Annotated in this window: 15 protein-coding genes and 1 pseudogene; 6 read left to right on the forward strand and 10 right to left on the reverse strand. The window is 64.0% G+C overall.

Annotated elements, in window-relative coordinates; genetic code table 11:
• Positions 1-80 precede the first annotated feature (80 nt).
• A complete protein-coding gene (locus FVF58_RS23000) occupies positions 81-395 on the forward strand; it encodes a hypothetical protein (protein ID WP_149672138.1) in 315 nt (104 codons plus the stop codon).
• A 242-nt stretch (positions 396-637) separates the two neighbouring features.
• Here FVF58_RS23000 and FVF58_RS23005 read toward each other — a convergent pair whose 3' ends face one another.
• A complete protein-coding gene (locus tag FVF58_RS23005; protein WP_149672139.1) occupies positions 638-1,108 on the reverse strand; it encodes a hypothetical protein in 471 nt (156 codons plus the stop codon).
• Between the two features lie 249 nt (positions 1,109-1,357).
• Positions 1,358-1,819: pseudogene (locus FVF58_RS23010) on the reverse strand (cupin domain-containing protein); the annotation flags it as partial.
• A 21-nt stretch (positions 1,820-1,840) separates the two neighbouring features.
• Here FVF58_RS23010 and FVF58_RS23015 point away from each other — a divergent pair.
• Positions 1,841-2,299 carry a hypothetical protein gene (locus FVF58_RS23015; RefSeq protein ID WP_246217158.1) on the forward strand — a complete coding sequence of 153 codons (459 nt, stop codon included), beginning with the start codon at positions 1,841-1,843 and terminating at the stop codon, positions 2,297-2,299.
• A 193-nt stretch (positions 2,300-2,492) separates the two neighbouring features.
• Here FVF58_RS23015 and wecB read toward each other — a convergent pair whose 3' ends face one another.
• The 8 genes from wecB to FVF58_RS23055 all read right to left on the reverse strand — a co-directional run bounded on the left by wecB (position 2,493) and on the right by FVF58_RS23055 (position 17,421).
• Complete coding sequence (gene wecB, locus FVF58_RS23020; RefSeq protein WP_149672140.1) at positions 2,493-3,638, reverse strand: non-hydrolyzing UDP-N-acetylglucosamine 2-epimerase; 1,146 nt, start codon at positions 3,636-3,638, stop codon at positions 2,493-2,495.
• Positions 3,635-4,357 carry a GNAT family N-acetyltransferase gene (locus tag FVF58_RS23025; RefSeq protein ID WP_246217159.1) on the reverse strand — a complete coding sequence of 241 codons (723 nt, stop codon included), beginning with the start codon at positions 4,355-4,357 and terminating at the stop codon, positions 3,635-3,637. Before FVF58_RS23025 ends, wecB begins: the two co-directional genes overlap by 4 nt.
• Positions 4,358-4,359: 2 nt before the next feature.
• On the reverse strand, positions 4,360-5,673 hold the full coding sequence (locus tag FVF58_RS23030; RefSeq protein WP_149672141.1) for an aminotransferase class I/II-fold pyridoxal phosphate-dependent enzyme: 1,314 nt from the start codon (positions 5,671-5,673) through the stop codon (positions 4,360-4,362).
• A 39-nt stretch (positions 5,674-5,712) separates the two neighbouring features.
• Positions 5,713-6,627, reverse strand: a complete 915-nt coding sequence (locus FVF58_RS23035; protein ID WP_149672181.1) for a UDP-3-O-acyl N-acetylglycosamine deacetylase — start codon at positions 6,625-6,627, stop codon at positions 5,713-5,715.
• Complete coding sequence (locus FVF58_RS23040; RefSeq protein ID WP_149672142.1) at positions 6,624-14,246, reverse strand: type I polyketide synthase; 7,623 nt, start codon at positions 14,244-14,246, stop codon at positions 6,624-6,626. The genes FVF58_RS23035 and FVF58_RS23040 overlap by 4 nt, the downstream gene beginning before the upstream one ends.
• A 1-nt stretch (position 14,247) precedes the next feature.
• Positions 14,248-15,783, reverse strand: a complete 1,536-nt coding sequence (locus tag FVF58_RS23045; RefSeq protein WP_149672143.1) for an LTA synthase family protein — start codon at positions 15,781-15,783, stop codon at positions 14,248-14,250.
• Complete coding sequence (locus FVF58_RS23050; protein ID WP_149672144.1) at positions 15,784-16,578, reverse strand: SDR family NAD(P)-dependent oxidoreductase; 795 nt, start codon at positions 16,576-16,578, stop codon at positions 15,784-15,786.
• Between the two features lie 621 nt (positions 16,579-17,199).
• Positions 17,200-17,421 carry a hypothetical protein gene (locus tag FVF58_RS23055; protein WP_149672145.1) on the reverse strand — a complete coding sequence of 74 codons (222 nt, stop codon included), beginning with the start codon at positions 17,419-17,421 and terminating at the stop codon, positions 17,200-17,202.
• A 376-nt stretch (positions 17,422-17,797) separates the two neighbouring features.
• Between FVF58_RS23055 and FVF58_RS51565 the strand changes: the two genes are divergently transcribed.
• The 4 genes from FVF58_RS51565 to FVF58_RS23065 are packed head-to-tail and all read left to right on the forward strand — an operon-like array spanning position 17,798 to position 18,644.
• The gene (locus FVF58_RS51565; protein WP_188130902.1) at positions 17,798-17,938 is read left to right on the forward strand and encodes a hypothetical protein; all 141 of its coding nucleotides are present in this window, start codon (positions 17,798-17,800) and stop codon (positions 17,936-17,938) included.
• A gap of 15 nt (positions 17,939-17,953) precedes the next feature.
• The gene (locus FVF58_RS51570; protein WP_188130903.1) at positions 17,954-18,091 is read left to right on the forward strand and encodes a hypothetical protein; all 138 of its coding nucleotides are present in this window, start codon (positions 17,954-17,956) and stop codon (positions 18,089-18,091) included.
• A 2-nt stretch (positions 18,092-18,093) separates the two neighbouring features.
• A complete protein-coding gene (locus tag FVF58_RS23060) occupies positions 18,094-18,297 on the forward strand; it encodes a hypothetical protein (RefSeq protein ID WP_149672146.1) in 204 nt (67 codons plus the stop codon).
• Positions 18,294-18,644 carry a hypothetical protein gene (locus FVF58_RS23065; protein ID WP_149672147.1) on the forward strand — a complete coding sequence of 117 codons (351 nt, stop codon included), beginning with the start codon at positions 18,294-18,296 and terminating at the stop codon, positions 18,642-18,644. The genes FVF58_RS23060 and FVF58_RS23065 overlap by 4 nt, the downstream gene beginning before the upstream one ends.
• Positions 18,645-18,665: the final 21 nt, after the last annotated feature.

The following is an 18,665-nucleotide window of genomic DNA, read 5'->3' on the forward strand; positions in this document are numbered from 1 at the left end:
TCGTCCAACCCAGCGGCGTGGTTTCTCGCAAGGTGGCGTGACACCGCACGCTAATTTCGCGATGACCACAGGCCATCTGATTGAACGAACTGCCTTTCTTTTGGCCCCACAGAGTGACTTTTGATGTCGCGCCGAATCTGACCGGCATTTTCTACCCCTCGCCAATGCACAGTCGACGGGAATTTCACGGCATTGAAAGTTTTCAATCGCTATTCTCCGTCGCCCCATCAGAACATTTGCATCCAGTTTTGCTCAATACACGTGATCGCCCCGTCCTGCACACGATTTGCCCAATGCGCGTTGCCCCGAAAGCGCTCATCGGTCCTTGCCTCGTTCCGGATGTGCGTATGTTTGTTCGGATGGACCCGACCGTCGAGTTCGGTCTTTTTTCGTAGCTCGAAGGACTTGAGACTGTCGCAGGCGGGTAGCGTCGTAAAGATTGCGGAATGGGCCGCTCCCTGCAGATGCGCATTTGAAGCAGGTTGCGATTGCGACGCCGGCATTGCGGGAATGTGTGGCGGCACCGGCTCGGTGAGGTTGGCGCCGCCGTTTGCCTCAATGATCGGAACGTTTTAGGTTCGTCGACAGTACGTCGTAGCCGCCAATCGATTCAAGCACAACTGCAGCCAGTCCAGGTTCACATGGGACCCCGGCCCTCATATGTAACAAGGCGCAACGCTAACGTAACGTCCTCTTGCGTGATGGTGCTCGATCCATCACGCAAATACCTTAGCGCTGCAAGATCGAAGATTCGCTTTAGCACGGCATCCGTTTCCGCAAGGAAATGATCCTGCAACGCGCGTGCGGTAAAGTCCGCGGTGTGGCGGGATACCAAAAAGACATCGCCCGCCATTGCCCTTAGCTGCGTACGGACATAGGAAGCCAGCCAGTTGTCGGGTTCGTCGACGCATCCCACCATGCAACGTCGGCAATGGAAGCCACGCACTGCCCCCTTGATCTCTCTATCTTCTGTGGATTGGGCAATCGCGTGTTTGACGGTACACCGCCCTTCGAGTGGCCCACGCGCAAGCATCTCAAAAATGCATTCACAGTCAGTACACACGAGATTGTCGCCGCGCTGGCATCGAGGCGTTTCATCAAACGTCATCTGAATTCTCCTGATTAACGAGGTTAGCGATCGCCTCGTTCCGGAGGACATTCGCTAACCCAGTATTTACCCAAAATCGCAAAGTCAAGCCTGCGCCGGACAACGTCATCAGGGTACATGGAGGCAAAAATTTGCAGGAGTTCGAATGATCTCGACGCCAGCGAAGTGAGCCGCCCGCGGTTTGGTGGAAGCTCCAATTCTGCGTCAGGTGGCCTGCGAGACGCACGCAGAGGCTGAACGTGGGTGGGCTTACACCTTCGCCAAACGCCCGTACGTGTCTTCGAAACGAACAATATCGTCCTCGCCAAGATAGGCGCCCGACTGTACTTCGATCAACTCTAGCGGAATCTTGCCTGGGTTCAGCAACCGATGTGTAATTTCAGCGGGATCTACGTCGATTGATTCTCGGTGAAGATGATTTCCTTGTCACCCTTTGTGACAAGTGCGGTGCCCTTCACGACGATCCGAAGTTCAGCGCGATGATGGTGCAGCTGCAAGCTCAGTTGCGCACCTGGGCTACCGACGATACGTTTGACCTGGAAGCGATCGCCGCTGTCGATGCCTTCATACGAACCCCACGGTCGCACCACACGACGATGTGTCGGATTCGTGGCGGCCCATTTCATTCAATTGGGTAACGATCTTCCTCACGTCCTGCGTCTGGTCGCGATGCTCGACGAGCACGGCATCTGCAGTTTCAACGATAACGACGGTTAAAGGTTGCCATTAGCGATGGCTGAACTTCGTAACCTCAAGGGCCAGCTACAACGCTGGATCAAGAACAAGGCACGCCTAGACGAACTGGAAGTACCGTTACCCATCGGGCTTGTGTACCACCCGAACGGCTCAGTCGTGCTCGATCCTGATCAACAGGTCCGGGGCGCGCTACAGTTGCTCTTCGACGCATTTCGGCAAGCTGCCTTAACTACCGCCACGGTCAGGCGATTTCACCAGGAGGGTTGGCCGTTTCCGAGTTGCATCCGCCAGGGGATTGGCAAGGGAGATCTGACTTGGGGGACATTGAAGCAACGTCGCATCATTCAGATACGGCACAACCCCCGTTGTGCGGGTGCCTTGTTGAACCCGCCGCATTGCGTGGCCGGCCGCGACAGCGGCATAGACGATGACGATCAATATCGTCGATACATTGGTGCAGAAGTATTTTCGCGACAGCTTCAATCGCATTCGTGAGATCGCGGAACGAAAACTTCGCGCACCTTTTTCATCCTGCTTGCGACTCGTCCCCACTGACTTCGGGCAACGTCGACAGGTCCATCGTCACATCGGCTTAGTCATGCTTGTGGCAGTTGCAAAAGCGGTCACACAAAAATCGGATTATGGCTCGAACGCGTGCTTGCATACGAAGGCGTCCACGGCCGCCAAATCACGTTTCCATCTGAAGCAATCCCTGCTCAGAGGAAGTATTCCCAGAGAGCGATCTCTCAAGAATCGAGACAATTCTCCCCGCCGCGTGGCCGTCCCCAAAAGGCGACGCACCGGTCGCCATTTGACGATAGTCCTCCCCGCTCGAAAGTAGGTTTTGTGCTCGCTGGACGATCCGGCTGGTGTCCGTGCCGACCAGTTCCGCGACGCCAAAGGAGATGGCTTCCGCGCGCTCGGTCTCTTCGCGCAACACCAGCACCGGCTTCCCAAGTGCAGGCGCTTCTTCCTGCACGCCTCCGGAGTCGCTCATCACAAAATACGCCGCGTCCATCGCCGAAATGAATGACAGATAGTCAAGCGGTTCGCATAACGTAACACGAGGATGACCCGAAAGCACCGCGTGCACCACCGCCGACACGTTCGGATTTGGATGTACAGGAAAGAGCACGTCCAAATCGGAATTGGCTTCCAAAAGTTGCCGAACGGCAAGGCAGATATTCGCCAGCGGCTCGCCGAAGTTTTCCCGGCGATGAGTCGTCACTAGAACCATCCTGCGCCCCGGCGCCACCGCACGCGCCGCCGCCTCCGGCTTTTTGCGCGCTTCGAGGAGCGCATCGATGACTGTGTTCCCCGTCATGAACACGGAGTCCGCCCGCACGCCTTCCTCGAGCAGATTATCGACAGCCGATCTCGTCGGCGCAAAATGCCAGTCCGCGAGACGTCCCGTCAAAACGCGGTTCATCTCCTCCGGGAACGGATTGCGCATGTCCCGGGTCCGCAAGCCGGCTTCGACATGGCCCACTGGAATACGATGATAGAAAGCCACCAGCGATGCCGCCAGGACACTCGTCGTATCGCCTTGAACGAGCATCGCGCGGGGCTTCACTTCCTTCAAGACGTCGTCGAGAGAAAGCGTCAACCGCGCAGTCAATTCGCTAAGTCCTTGATTCGGACGCATCAGATCCAGATCGTAGTCGGGAACGATGTCGAAGATCCTGAGCATCTGATCCAGCATCTCCCGATGCTGCGCGGTCACGATGACCACGGGCTTCAGGTAGCGGGATGCACGGAGCGCATGGACGAGCGGCGCCATTTTCACGGCTTCCGGCCGGGTTCCGAATACGACGGCGACATCCTGTTTTTTCACGATTGTCCTTCCTTGTTGCCCGGCATCACATCGAGGTGCATGCGGGTCGATCGCAGTACCGACGGAAGGCGGCGGGACCGGTTGCGTCCGGCCGCAGCCGAGGCAAAGCCAAGGCGTTCATAGAGCGCTCCGGCGGCGTGATTGCTGATGAGCACGTCGAGCACGAGTTGCCTGCCGGCGCCCAGACGGAAAACCCCGCTTTCGATGGCATACTGAAACAGCGTGCTGAATACGCCGCGACTCCTCGCCATGGCCACCGTCGCGCAATGCGCCATCAGCGTCTGGTTGCGCTTGGGCTTCGGCAGTTCGCTTTCGAGGACGAGCCCTCGCAGCAGCATGCCAACGGCGCGTCGCAGGCCGAAGAAGCGCACGAGCGCCCAGGCGATGTGCGGGTCGTCCCAGAGGATTGCGCGGCCGTCGTGCGCCGCTAGTATCCCGAGAACGACGCCGCTCGCATCGACGGCGACGTGATGTCGTCGCCACGAAAAGCGTCCCGCCGATGACCGGAACGCCGCCTCGAGAAACGCGATGCACGCGTCGGGCGGCACGCCGAGGAAGTAGTCAAACTCGCGCTCGCCCGATGCGTAGATCAGCGGCGCGCATTGAACGGCATCCTCGACGCAGGCGCGACAGAACCTTAGCCCGTCGATGCCGGAAGCCGGCTTCGACGATTCGACAATCACGCCGGCTTCGTGCGCCGCATCCATCACGGTAGTCATCGTTATGCGATCCGTGCCAGCGTCGCGATGGTGCGACTGATCTGCTCGGGCTGATGCGTCGAGCAGACGAAGAAGCGCAGTCGCGCGGCCTTTTCCTCGACGGCCGGATAGAAAATCGGCTGCACGTTGATGCCGTCCGCGAACATCGCGTTGGCCCACTTGGCCGCCTTCACCGAACTGCCCGTGATGACGGGCACGACCGCGTAGCCTTCGCTCGTCCCGGTGTTCAGGCCGGCCGCGCGCGCCTCGCTCAGGAACTGCCGCCCGTTCGCCTGCAAGCGCGCGACCCGCTCCGGTTCGGCCTGCAGACGCTCGAGCGCCGCCAGCGACGCTTCGGCCAGCATCGGCGCAATCCCGACGCTGTACAGGAAGCCGGGAGCAAGATGGCGCAGCATGTCGACGAGCGGCTGGCAGCCGGCGATGAAGCCGCCGCAGCCGGCCAGCGTCTTGCTCATCGAGCCCATCCACAGGTCGACCTGATCGGACGCGACGCCGCAATGCTCGCGGATGCCTTTGCCGGACGCACCGAGTACGCCGAGCGCATGTGCCTCGTCGATCATAAGGAACGCGCCGTGACGCGTCTTCACGTCGACGAAGCGCTGCAGATCGGGAAAATCCCCGTCCATGCTGTACAGCCCTTCGATCGCGATCAGCACGTGCCGATAGTCGCGGCGCACACGCGTGAGCAGCTCGTCGAGCGCCTGCCAGTCGTTGTGCGGAAAGCTCAGCCGCTTCGCGCCGCTCATCTGCGCGCCCTGCACGATGCTGTTGTGCGCGAGCGCGTCGTGCACGATCAGATCGCCGGGACCGAACAGCGCGCCGATCACGGTGACGTTGGTCGCATGGCCGCTTACGAACGCGACGCAGTCGTCGGTTTCGTAGAACGAGGCGAGCGCCCACTCGAGCGCGCGCTGCACGGGCCGCTCGCCCGCAACCATCCGGCTCGCCGATGCCGACGTGCCGTAGCGGTCGATCGCGGCCTTCGCGCGCGCGGACACGCCCGGGTCGCCCGCGAAGCCGAGATAGTTGTAGTTCGCGAAGTTCAGATATTCGCGGCCGCCGATGCGAGTCGTCGCGCCCGCGACGCCGTCATGCACACGAAAGAACGGCGAGTCGACGTGCAACTTCTCGCCCATCTCGCGCATGATCCTGACCTGCTGATAAAGCGGCATCGCTTCGAAACGGCTGCGCGCCGATGCGCCGGTATCCACCGACTCCACCGACGACGGCGCGGCCGCTGCTTCAGTAGCGCGATCGAATTGCCGCTTCAGCGCTTTCGCGGCCAGCTGCTGGCGAAGGTTTTCTCCGATTCCCATGTCGTGCATTCTGGTCCGTTCTGTTCAGTTTGTCCGGCGTTACGCCGACGCGTCGACCCACTCGCACGCGCCTGGCGTGCCGAGCAGCTTCGCGAGCAGCCGGTAGTTCATTTCGTGGGTCGGGCGCAACGCCGTCACGCGTGCGAGCAGCGGGCCGCCCGCCAACGCGAGATCGCCGACGAGATCGAGCACGCGGTGCCGCACGAATTCGTCCGTGCCGCGCAGCCCGCCGATCACGTGATTGCCGATGATCGACGCGGTGCACGACGGCCGCGCGCCGCGCAGGATCGGCACGCCGGTCACGTAGCCCGCCACGATCGCCGGCACGGCCCACTTGATACGTCCGTACGAGCGGGACGACGAGATATCGTCGGCAAACGTGCGTGGCGTGAGGCGGCCGTTCCACTGCATGTCGCCGAAGCCCTTGAGTTCGTCGCGTACGCTGAATTCGTAATGCTCGGCTGGCTCGACGCTCAACTCGCGCCGCGCCGCGCCTTCGCCATCGACGACGCTCACCGGCTTCAGCACGCGCAGAAAGCGCTTCGGACTCGGCAGCGCGGTGCGGCCGCAAGCCTCGATCGCTTCGATCCACGGCCGCGCACTGCCGTCGAGAATCGGCACCTCTTCCGCGTCGAGTTCGACGACCGCGTGATCGATCTCGCACGCCAACAGCGCCGCGAGCAGATGCTCGACGGTGCGCACGCCGACACCGTCGGCTCCCCGCAGCATCGTGCAGAGCGGCTGTGCGTGGCGCACTGCCGGACCGGCGGCGAGCACGCCGAGTTCGCGCCCGCCTTGGACCCGGCGAAACACGATACCGTGCCGCTCGCCCGACAGCGCGACGGGCGAGATCCGAACCTGCACGCGCCGCCCGGTGTGAAGGCCGTGTCCTGACAACACCAGCGGCTTCGCCAGTGTGCCTTCGGCGGCGTGCCAACCCGGTGGCAACGTCATTCGGCAAGCGCCGGCGTCGACTTGCATGGTGCAGCTCCCTGGTTCTTTTGGTCCTGCGCTTGATCCTGCTTGAGTTCGAGCATGGCGCGCGCTTCGTCGTCGGATGCATGGCGTGCAACGAGCGCCGCCTCCATCTCGTCGGCCGCTTCGCCACCAGCATCGCCGCGCTCGTCAAGCATGTCGACGATGCGCACGGCCAGCGTATGGACCGTCGCGCCCTCCGCGATCGCCATGATCGACAGCTTGACGCCGAACGACTCCTCGACGGCCATGCCGAGTTCCATGCCCATCAGCGAGTCCATCCCGAGATCGAGGACCGACCGGTCGAGGTCGATCCGCTCCGGCGACATGTGGAGAATGCGCGCGATCTGGCTGCGCAGCGCCGCTTCGACGAGCGCGAGCGCTTCTGCGGTCGGCAATGCGCGCACCTGCGCCAGCAGCACGCCGTCCTCGCCGGTCGTCTCGGCCGCGCCGCCCGTTCGCAGCGCCATGTAGCGATGCGCCTGGGAGGCGGGCATGCCGCGCGAGATCGCGCGCCAGTCCAGACGCACCACGGCTTCGCCGGCCGCGCCGTTCGCCAGCGCGTGTTCGAGCGCCGCCATTGCTTCGTCGGAAGTGATCGACGCGCCGCCGATCCGCGCCTGCAGCGCCTCACGCGTGCCGCTGTGGCGCGCGAGGAAACCGACGTCCTCGATCGGCCCCCACGCCATGAAGGTAGCCGGCCGCCCCGCCGCGCGACGATGCGCGACGAGCGCCTCGAGGAAACTGTTCGCGGCGACATAGGCGCCTTGCCCCGGATTGCCGAGATAGGTCGTTGCCGACGAATACAGCACAAAAAAGTCCAGCTCGCAGCGTTGCGTCGCGCGATGCAGGTTCCACGCGCCGGCGACCTTCGGCTCCAGCACGGCCGCGAAGCGCGCGTCGTCGAGGTTGCGCAGCAGTCCGTCGTCGATCCGCATCGCCGAGTGCAGCACGCCCTTGAGCGGCGTGCCGCGGCCCTCGATTGCATCGATCAGCCGAGCGAGCGCCGCGGCATCGGTCACGTCGCACGCCACCACCGACACCGTGACGCCGTGTTGGTCGCGCCAGCGGTCGGCTTCGGCCTGCATCACGGTGTCCAGAGCGCCGCCACGGCTCGCGAGGGTCAGGTGCCGCGCGCCGCGCGCAACCATCCAGCGAGCGGTCGCGAACCCGAGTCCGCCGGTCCCGCCGACGATCAGATACGCCGCCTGCGGATCCAGCTGCAACGTCGGCTGGGTGACACCGCGCGTCGGCGCCGGCGTGCCAGACGGATACGTGACAAGCACCTTGCCGATCTGGCGCGCCTGCTGCATGTAGCGGAACGCTTCTTCCGCGCGGGCGGCAGGGAACGCGCGATACGGCAGCGGATGCAGCGCGCCGTTCGCGAACATTTCCATCACGGCCTCGAACAGACGCGTGGTCAGCGCGGGCAGCACGCCCATCAACTGGTCCGCGTCGATGCCGAAATAGCTGATGTTGTTGCGGAACGGCCGCAAACCGATCTGGCTATTTTCGTAGAAATCGCGCTTGCCCAGTTCGAGGAAGCGGCCGAACGGACGCAGCGTATCGATGCTGCGCACCATCGCTTCGCCCGCGAGCGAATTGAGCACGATGTCGACGCCCTCGCCGTTCGTGCGCTTGAGAATTTCGTCGGCAAACGCGAGGCTGCGCGAGTCGAGCACGTGATCGGCGCCGAGCAGACGGATGAATTCGCGCTTCTCGTCGCTGCCCGCCGTCGCAAACACTTCCGCGCCGAGATGACGGGCGATCTGGATCGCCGCGATGCCGACTCCGCCCGCGCCGCCGTGCACGAGAATGCGCTCGCCGCGTCGCATCCGCGCCAGCTCGCACAGCGCGTAGTACGCGGTGAAGAACGTGGTCGGAATCGTCGCAGCTTCTTCGAACGACAGATGCTCGGGCTTGCGCGCGATCGCCGTCGCGCGCGTGACCACGCGCGTCGCGAACGACGCGGGCGCAAAGCCGAGCACCGCGTCACCCGGCGCCCAGCCTTCGACGTCCGCGCCGACCCGCACGATCCGGCCCGACAGTTCCATCCCGATCGTCGCGCCCGCAAAACCCGTCTCGACGGCTTCGTCGGACAGCAGGCCCATCGCGTACATCACATCGCGGAAGTTGAGCCCGGTCGCCGCCGGTTCGATCTCGACGTCGCCGGGCGCCAGATCGCGCGCCGGCAACGCGAACCATTCGAGGTTGCGCAGCGAGCCGGGCATGTCGAACGCGAGCACCGCGGCCGATGGGTCGCCCGGCATGCTGCCGCGCTGCTCCGCCTGCGCGGCAGGCAGCATGCGCGGCACATAGCGGCCCTCGCACGCAAGCAGCACTTCTTCTTCGCCGTCGTCGCCGACGAGCGCCGTCGCCAGTTGCTGCGCCGGCTGCTCGCCGGTCTGATCGACGTCGATCAGGCGCATCGACAGCGCCGGATATTCATTCGCGATGACGCGGCCGAGCCCCCACAGGCTCGCCTGCTCGGGATGCGGCAATGCGTCGACTGCGAACGGCGCGCCGCCGCGCGTCACGACGCACAGACGGCCACGCTCCGCCACGCCGGCCACATCGAGCTCGCGCACAAGCGCGGCAAGCGCCAGCGCGCCGCCGCGTTGCGCCTGCATTACGGCTGCGCCGTCGGCATTGGGCGACACGTGCGGCGCAATGAACACGATATGCGAGCGCCGACCTGCCGGCTGACGCGCCGACCATACAGCCGCGTCCCGCACGGGCGCCGATTCGACGCAGCATCCCAGCAGCGTGAGTTCGCCGGCCAGCGCGGTGCCGAACGCATCGGCGTGATTCTGCGCGATCAGCCAGCGTTCGCCGTCGGATGCGCTTGACTGAAGCGCGCGGCGCTCGCCCTGTGAAGCCGCTTCTTGCCGCGCATTCGCGACAGGCTTACGCGCGACGATGAAAGTCGGCGTGCCCTCGAGATCGAGGTCCTGTTCCGTGTCGCGTACGATGTCGACCAGACCCGCACGCTCGCACAGCGACACGAGTGTGGCGGGCGTCAGCGCGCCATGCGCCGTCGCGGCAATCTCGCGGCCGGCCACGCCAAACACGATGTCCGCGAAACGGCCGCGCCGCGCATCGGCGAGTACGACGATCCCGCCCGGCGCAAGCCGTTCGACGATCGACGTAAGCGCCGACAACGGGTCCGGGTGCTCTCCAAGCAGCCGGTTGACGACGATCACGTCGAACGGCACGGTATCCCGGTAACGCGAGAACAGCGGCTCGTCGAGCGTGAACGGCAGTGTCTGCACGTGCGCATGCCCTTCCGTGTCGACGCCGATCAACTGCTGCGGGCCTGCCAGCGTGTACTCGCAACGCCCAGCGGGCACGTCGCAGTCGAGCGGCTGCAATACATCGCCGCTTGCCGCGCCGATCTCCAGCACGCGCACGCGGCGCGTCTGCGTCCATGTCGCGACAGCCTGTGTGACGCACGCGGCGAGCATCGCGCGCGTATGCGCCCAGGTCGGCCCCGCATCGAAATATTGTTCGACGAGACTGCGCCCCGTCGGCGACAGCAGTGCGGCACCTTGCGGCGCGGCATCGCACAGCACGCGCGGCAGCGCCGCGCCGACGTGCGCGAGCAGCGTCAATTCGGCGACGTGCGCCGGCGACGCGGCGAGCACGTCGCGCCACAGCGCATCGCGCGCTGGCATCGCCGCGCAGGCCTCGTCGTCGCGCACCAGACGGGCGCCGTCGAAATAGGCCAGCCCGTCTTCAACGACGATCTGCGCGAGCCGCGCGACCAGTTGTGGATTCGGGTGCGCCGGCAGCGCGGGCTGCGAGAACGCGTCCAGCGCGTCGAGCGCTTCCAGCGCATGCAAGCCCGCCAACACGTCGACGAGCGGCAGAATTTCGGTCAAGTGACGCGTGCGGCCGGCGGCGTTTTCACGCGACGACACCTGCGCGTTGGCGCGCTCGACGAGTACCGCCGGCGGCGGCAGCGTGCCGGCAGTGAAGCCGGCCTGCAACGGCCGCGCTTCGAGCGCGTACGCAAAGCGCGCGGGCGCGCCGTGCCGGCGGCCTGCCAGATCGACCCGGCGGAAACGGCACGCGGACAGGCGGGCGACGATCGCACCGTGCGGGTCGAGGAACTCGAACGACGCCACGATGGAATGCGGGCTGCGCCGATGGACGCGCGCCAGCACGCGCCGCACCGGATCGCCGCGCAGGAAATCGACGCGCCCGATCTGCACGGGGACGAACGCCGCGCGTGCTTCGCTGGGCGCAGCACCGTCCTGCCCGAGCACGGCAAAGAGCGGATGGAAGCCGCTGTCCATCAACGCGGGATGCAATAGATAGTTGGCGAGCGCCTGCGCGCCGCCGAGGTCCGACGGTGCTTCGAGATCGGCCAGTGCCTCGTCGGCCGAGACGTGTACGGCTTGCACCCAGCGGAACGCCGGGCCATAGCTCAGGCCGATCGCCGTCGTACTCGCGTACAACGTGTCGCCGCGCATCGCCGGGCTTGCCTGCAAACGGGCGATCACCGATGCGTCCGCCACGCTGTCAGGACCGAGCGTGTTGCCACTCTCCAGCAAGCGCCCCGTCACGTTGAGATTCCACGGACCCTCGCTCATCCGGTCATGCGTTTCGATCGTGAACGACGCGGTTCGCGGGTCGATCGCCAACCTGAACAGCTTGGCGTGCTGCGGCTGGAACACGACCGGCATGCGGATCTCGACGTTCTCGAGCGCGACGTCAGCCGTGCCGAAGAACGTGCGCGCGGCCGCGAGCGCCATCTCGACATAGCCGGCGCCGGGAAACGCGACACCGCCGTCGACCACGTGATCGGCCAGCATCGGCACGCGCTGCGGATCGAGCTGGTTTTCCCACGCGAACGCGTGCTGATGCAGCCGGTAACCGAGCAGCGGATGATCGACGCGCCGGGTCACGACGCCGTTTCCTTCGACGGTCTGCTCGATCCAGTGATGCTCGCGCTGCCACGGATAGCTCGGCAACACGGTGCGCGGCGCGTCCGGGACGAAGCGCTCCAGATCGACGCGCGCGCCGTGCGCCACCGCCGACAGAATCGAATGCGCAAGCATCTCCGCGCTGTCGTGATGGCGCTTGAGCGTCGGTACCACAGCGCCGGGCAGCTTCAGCGTTGCGAGCGTCTGCTTCACGTAAGTGCGCAGGATCGAATGCGGCGCCACTTCGATGAATACGCGCACGCGATCGTTGGCGAGGTGCGCGATCGCATCGCCGAAACGCACCGGCTCGCGGATGTTGCGCCACCAGTAGCCGGCATCGAGCGCGGTGCCGGGCAGCGTGTCGCCCGTGACTGTCGAGACGAAACGCGTGTGGCCGTCGCGCGGCGCGAGATCGGCGAGCCCGTCGCGCACGACCGGCTCAATCACGTCCATATGGCTGCTGTGGAACGCGTAATCGAGATCGAGCATCTGGAAGAAATGACCGGCGCCAGCGAGCGCCGCGCCGATGGCCTCAAGCGCGTGCGGCGAGCCGGCGAACGTGACGGCTTCCGGGCTGTTGGTGCCGGCCACTTCGACCGTGGGAGCAAGACCTAGGCGCTCGATCCATTCACGCGCAGCGGCCTCCCCGACGCCGGCCGCCGCCATCCTGCCCGCGCCACGCGTCAAGGCCTGCGCGCCGCTGCGGAAGCGGATCACGCGCACGGCTTCGGCCAGCGTCAGCGCACCCGACGCCCATGCGGCCGCGATCTCGCCGACGCTATGGCCGAGCGTCGCGTCGCACTGCACGCCGCGCGCGGAGAGCACACGCGTGATGCCGACCTGCATCGCGAACAGCAGCGGTTGCGCGTTCTCGGTCGCCGCGAGCCATTCGGCGCTAACGCCGTCGCACATCGCGGCGACGAGCGATGCATTGCCGTCCGCGCGCCAGAGCGCGTCGACTTCGTCGAGCGCCGCACGGAACACGGGGTCCTGCGCGTACAGCTGCTTGCCCATCCCGGCCCACTGACAGCCGTTGCCCGCATAGACGAACGCAACCTGCGACGCCACCTCCGTGGCCTGGCCTTGCGCGACGCACGTTGGCAGCGCATCGGCAGCCGGCTCCGCAAGCGCCGTCAGCGCCGCGTGAGCCTCGTCCAGATTGGCCGGTGCGACGACCGCGCGGTGATCGTGCCACTGACGGCGGCGCGCCGCGCCGGCGGCGAGTGAGATCCAATCCGCGCCGGCCTGCAAGCGCGCGAGATAGCGCGCCGCGAGCGCCGCCAGCGCGCCCGGTGCGCGCGCCGTAAGTACGAGCGGCGGCAACGGCGCATTAGCTGGCGTCGGCGCCTGCGTCATGGTTGCGTTCGATGCTTGCGGCTCGACCGCTTCCGTCACGATGACGTGCGCGTTCGTTCCGCCGAAGCCGAACGAGTTGATGCCGATCGTCAGCGGAGCATCGCCCCGTTCGAGCGGCGTGAAGCGATTGACGACGCGCAGGCGGCCGCCGTCGAAATCGATAGCGGGATTGGGTGTGTCGAAATGCAGCGAGCGCGGCACCGCGCGATGCTTGAGGCACAGCACGGCCTTCAGCAGGCCTGCCATGCCCGATGCGGTTTCCAGGTGACCGATGTTGGACTTGACCGAGCCGATCAGCAGCGGATCAGCCGCGGCACGGCCGCTCGACACCGCCTCGATCAGCGCGCGCGCCTCGATCGGATCGCCGACCGCGGTGCCGGTGCCATGCGCCTCCAGGTAGGCGAGCGAGCGGGGATCGACAGCGGCGCGCTGATAGACCGAGCGCAGCAGCTCCGCCTGCGTGGCCGCGGCCGGCACGTTGATGCCACCGTGCGAATGGCCGTTCGAGTTCACGCCCGATCCGGCGATGACCGCGTGGATCGTATCTCCGTCCGCCAGTGCCTCATCGAGCGGCTTGAGCAGCACGAACGCGCCGCCTTCGGCGCGGACATAGCCGTCACCGGTCGCGTCGAACGCGCGGCAACGGCCGCGCGGCGACAGCATCGACGCCTTCGAGAAACTGACGAAGCCGAACGGGTGCAGCAGCAGATTGACGCCGCCGGCCAGCGCCATCCCGGTCTCGCCGGACTGCAGCGCCTGGACGGCCTGATGGAGCGCGACCAGCGACGACGAGCACGCGGTATCGACCGCCATGCTCGGACCGCGCAGGTCGAACATATAGGACACGCGATTCGACACGATGCTGAGCGTGTTGCCGGTCGCCGAGTAAGGATCGATCGAATTCAGATCGTCCAGGATGCGGTTGCCGTAATCCGTGGCGGCCACGCCGACGAACACGCCGCAATCGCGGCCGCGCATCGCGGCCGGATGCACGCCGGCGTCCTCGAATGCTTCCCACGCGAGTTCCAGCAGCAGCCGCTGCTGCGGGTCCATCTGCGTCGCTTCGCGCGGCGAGATGCCGAAGAACCCGGCGTCAAAGCCCGCGACATCGTTCAGGACGCCCGCGGCGAACGTATAGGCCTTGCCCGGTTCGCGCTTCGCCGGATGCTGATGGAACGCCGTGCCGAAACGCTCGTGCGGAATGGCGCTGACTGCGTCGCGTTCATCGCAAAGCAGTTGCCAGAAATCGTCGGGCCCCTCGACCCCACCGGGAAAGCGACATGCCATCCCAACAATTGCGATTTTTTTCTTCATCTTAATATTCGGCGTGTGCTGCGTCCTCGCTTTGCGATTCAACACGGATGCCGACGCTTTTCTGCGTCATCGCGCGCTGGATTGCAAAGCCGAGGTTCTCGACATGAATGCCCTGTTGTTCGCCGAAGCGTTCTCCGAAGTTCCGCCAAATGAAATAGTCACTCGTGGCCGGCGTGGCTCCGAGTGCATCGAAAACTCGTGGTAACGCGGGAACGTGGTCGCCGTAGAAACAAAGTACGGTTGGCCGCGCCCGCTCGCGCAGAAAATCGGTCAGCTTTCCGATCATCCTGTCTGCATTTTCGACATGCCGCAGGTACGCGGTAAGGTCCCGCCAGCGGCTGTCGTCGCCGAGGGTGTGTCTCGACGTGGATTCGCCGGATGCGACCGACTCCAGATGCAATGGGCCGTGGTTTTCCATCGTGATTGCCAACGCGAATACCGGCTTGTCATCGCTGCGCCGCAGCTCCGCGATGATGGCGTCCGCAACCGCCGCATCCCCGACATACGGGCCGACTCGAGCCGCTTCTCCAAAATCGCGGATGTCGATAAACCGGTCGAACCGCATCTGCCGGAATGCCCTGTCCCGGCCGAAGAAACTCGCGTAATACGGGTGGATCGCGAGCGTCCGGTATCCGCCTCGCTTGAACCATCCTGCTATGGATGCGCATGCGCTGCGCACGAACATGTACGGATAGAAGCGGGCGTAGCCGAGCGCCGTCGACGGCAAGCCGGTCAACATCGCGAACTCGCTGCGCATCGTATTCGCGCCCCATGCCGGCACCGTCAGGACGCCATGCTCGAATGCCTCACGCCTCGCTTTGTCGAAGTTCGCGTACGAATCCGGCAACACATGAGCGCTTAGGCGGCGGGCATCGAAATAGGATTCGCTCTGCACCACGATCACGTCAGCACGCGTGCCCGGTTGCCCGCTCGCAAACGGACCGTGCGCAACGGCACGCGCGAACGCGCGTCGCTCGGCGCGACGAAAGCCGTTGATCAGATATGCAACGAATACTGCGAAAAATCCGCAGCGCCGCTGGTCTTCCATCGGATCGAGCGTCAGCGGCACCCGGTTCGACAGCGCAAAACAGATTGCCAGACAGCCGGCCGCCACTAGCGCCGCCATGGCGCGCACATGCACGCCGATCGGATTCTCGATGAAAAATCCAGTCACGGCGATGGCCACGCCAATCACAATGACCAAGGTCTTTCCGAGGCTTAGAAACGGCAAATATAGGCGGGGATGCGAAAAGACCTGGCTGAACAAGCTCAGGTCGGTAAAAACGAAGGGTTCACGCAGCGATTCGAATTTTGCATTGCTCACGACCGCGAGCAGTGCAATCAAAACGATGGCGACGCCGATGGAGAAAAACGGCCTTGCGGTGATCGCAATCCCGCAGCCGCCCAGCACGGCCACGGCTGCCAAGTGCAATGACACTGCCGCTGCGGGACGGTACGAAGCTCGGGGAGTCGGTACCGCATCGACAGCAAAAGAAAGCGCGACGGCGGCGGCCGCGACGACTGGCCAATACGGCACTTAAAGCTCCTCGCGCGGAAGATAGGACAGCCTGCCGAGAATTGCGTCCGCAACCTTCGCCGGCAACAGGCGCAGCAGTTTCATGCCAAACGCCAAACGAAACGGAAACGCAATTTCGACGTTGCGCCGGGCAAGGTTGTGCTGGATATGTAGCGCGGCCTTCTCGGCGGACCACATGTATGGCTTGTTGCCGGGAAACACGTCGCTCATGGCGGTCTTGACGAATCCTGGCATGATCACCGACAGCGCGACATGGTCTCGCGCCAGAATGGGACGCACGGAATCGCAGTAGGACATGAGTGCGGCTTTGCTTGCGCAATAGGCGGGAGAGATTGCCATTCCTCTGAGGGCGGCCAGCGAACTGACGACGGCAATCTGACCGCTTCGGCGCGAACGCATGCGCTCGATGACCGGCAGCACCGTATGCAGCGCGCCGTAGAGATTCGTATCGATAACACCGGTGGTACGGTCGATGCCTTCCCAGTCATCGGCCGACTGGAGCGTACTGGCGACGCCGGCGTTGGCGATCAGCAAATCGATTGGGCAGTGCTGGTCGAAATCGAACACCCACTGCTGAATCGCGGCCGAATCGCGCACGTCCAAGCAGCCGATCACGACTTCGGCGCCGCGCGCGCGGCATTCCGACGCGATGGACTCCAGTCGCTCGGGATTCCGGCCAATCAGGCCTAGCGTGATATTGGGCGCGGAATAACATAACGCGAGGGCACGCCCAAGTCCAGCGCTACTGCCCGTAATAACAACCCCACGCTCCCCGCCCGCGCTTACTTGCCCCATTTCAAACAGTATTGTTTTTCCATCATTTCTAAATGGACTTTGTTATTTCGTCAGTGCAGTCCATGCAACTGCAAAATCCCAAACGCTAAACACACCCTGATATTCCAATCAGGCAGCGGACGGGATTGGCAGCTGATGCACTTCGCTTTGGTGGTTTGCGCGTCAAGATTAATATTTTGGCGCTATCTTACAGTATTACGCGAACTTGCCAACTCGCCAGGAGCGCCAACGCGATCCATTTTTTTCAAATTCCCCACCTCGATAGACGCGCACGTTGCCTGGGCAAAACGGCGAGCGAGGGAACACCGACGTTTTGAAAACAAAATCGGCGGCTAACGACGGCGTTTCGGTGAACTTTTGCCGAGATTTGAGCCATTCCGTCCGTTGTTATCTTCACGCCCCCAATATTCGGTAATTGGCAAGCCGCTCGTCGCGAGTAGAACGCCGAGTCGGATGTGTCGTATTTTCGGCACATGCGCACTGTTGGCTTGCTTTCGACTTTCCTTCCTGCCCTTGGCATTCGCCCTTCGCCAAACCGCCACCTCATGATTACAAGGCATCTCCGCGAGGTTGCCACCTGCTTCACCGTAGGTTGCCCCTGGGCCGGAAAGACCGTCTGAATCAGGTGCGTTTGCGTGTGTTTCCTTCTTGCCAAATCCAATAGAGAACCATTTCAAAGCCCACGCACACGGTCAAGCTAAGGCGAATCAGAAAATAACGTCCCCGGCGCAAAGCCATCAGGACGGCTACAAATGAATAAAATAACGTGACGATTTCACCCTCCAGCAGTACGGGGTTGATGCGCGGCACGACCGACCGATACGCTTCCTTACCCTTCGGCATTCAATGATAATCGGCGAAACAATACGGGGTTATCGGCAAAATCATCGCGATGTGATAGTTGTCCCTTATGGCTTTCAGGGCGCTTCGCACCCGTCCCTTTACCCTGCGCGGCTTCTCGCCATTGTGCTCGTTGACCGGCGCCGTGCCTCGGCGACTGTTCATATGGAATCAATTTCGACGGCTATCGCATGATGGCTCGTATCGACGCCGCAGGGCACAGCTCTTTACCCGCAACGGTCATGACTGGTCCGCACCCCCGCCCAAACTGATTGCCGCTTTCTTGCGGCTGCCCGTCAACAATGCTTGGGTCGCGTCGGGAAGGCGTCCATGCCATTAAGTATGAGGCGGCGTCCGGAGGTACAGGGACAAATCCACCATGTCACTCATCGCCACCTTCCTTACCGCGCATCTGACGGCTATCATCTCGTGGCTCGTCGGCATGGTGGGAGTGCTCTTCGGTGTGTTCCGCCATCAGCAGGCCCAAGACGGCGACCGCCAAGGCCGCTGGGACCAGTAGAGGGCTCAGGCCTCGGTGGCCGTAGGTAATGCTGCGGCGGCGCTCACCTCGCAGCAGGACGCACCCAACAAGGCACAGGCCGATCAGCAGGCAGTTGCCGATGCCAACGTCGACGCGGAGCTGCAGCAACTCAGCGCGCTCCGGAAGGACTGACCATGCGCCTTCTGATTGTCCTCATAGTCGCGGCGCTCGCCGGCAGCGCGCATCATTGCCCGCCGCCCGCGTCACACGTCATCGAAACGACATGCTCATGGCTGACGCAGATGACGGCCTCGAGCGCGGACACAACCGAAACCGAGCGCGAGATCATCAGCTACGAGATCGCGCGCCATAAGAATTGCCCAAAGGAGACGAAATGAGTGCCTTGCTCAACTGGTTCGCCGCGGTGCGCTGGCGCATGTCGTTATCGCATTGCCTGGAAGGACTGCTGATTCAGATCCCGCTCGGACTGTTGTTCGACTTTCGAATCGGCGCGCTCGGCGTAGTCGTCTGGTATTGGTCGCGCAAGAAGCTCGAGATGGAGCTCGAAACCTTGCGGCCCGAGGAGGCGCTCGCGTTTTCGCCACATGCCTATACTTGGGCGATCGGCTGGTTTCCGTGGCAGTGGGACGCCTACAAGGTCTTGGACGTCGCGCTGCCGACGATTTCATCGAGCCTCATTGCGCTCGCCGCGATCGCTTATCGTGGACCGCTTTCGCACTTTTGACGGCCCTCACGCCGTGTTGCG

This window comes from Paraburkholderia panacisoli (genome assembly GCF_008369935.1).
GTDB classification, from domain to species: Bacteria; Pseudomonadota; Gammaproteobacteria; order Burkholderiales; family Burkholderiaceae; genus Paraburkholderia; species Paraburkholderia panacisoli.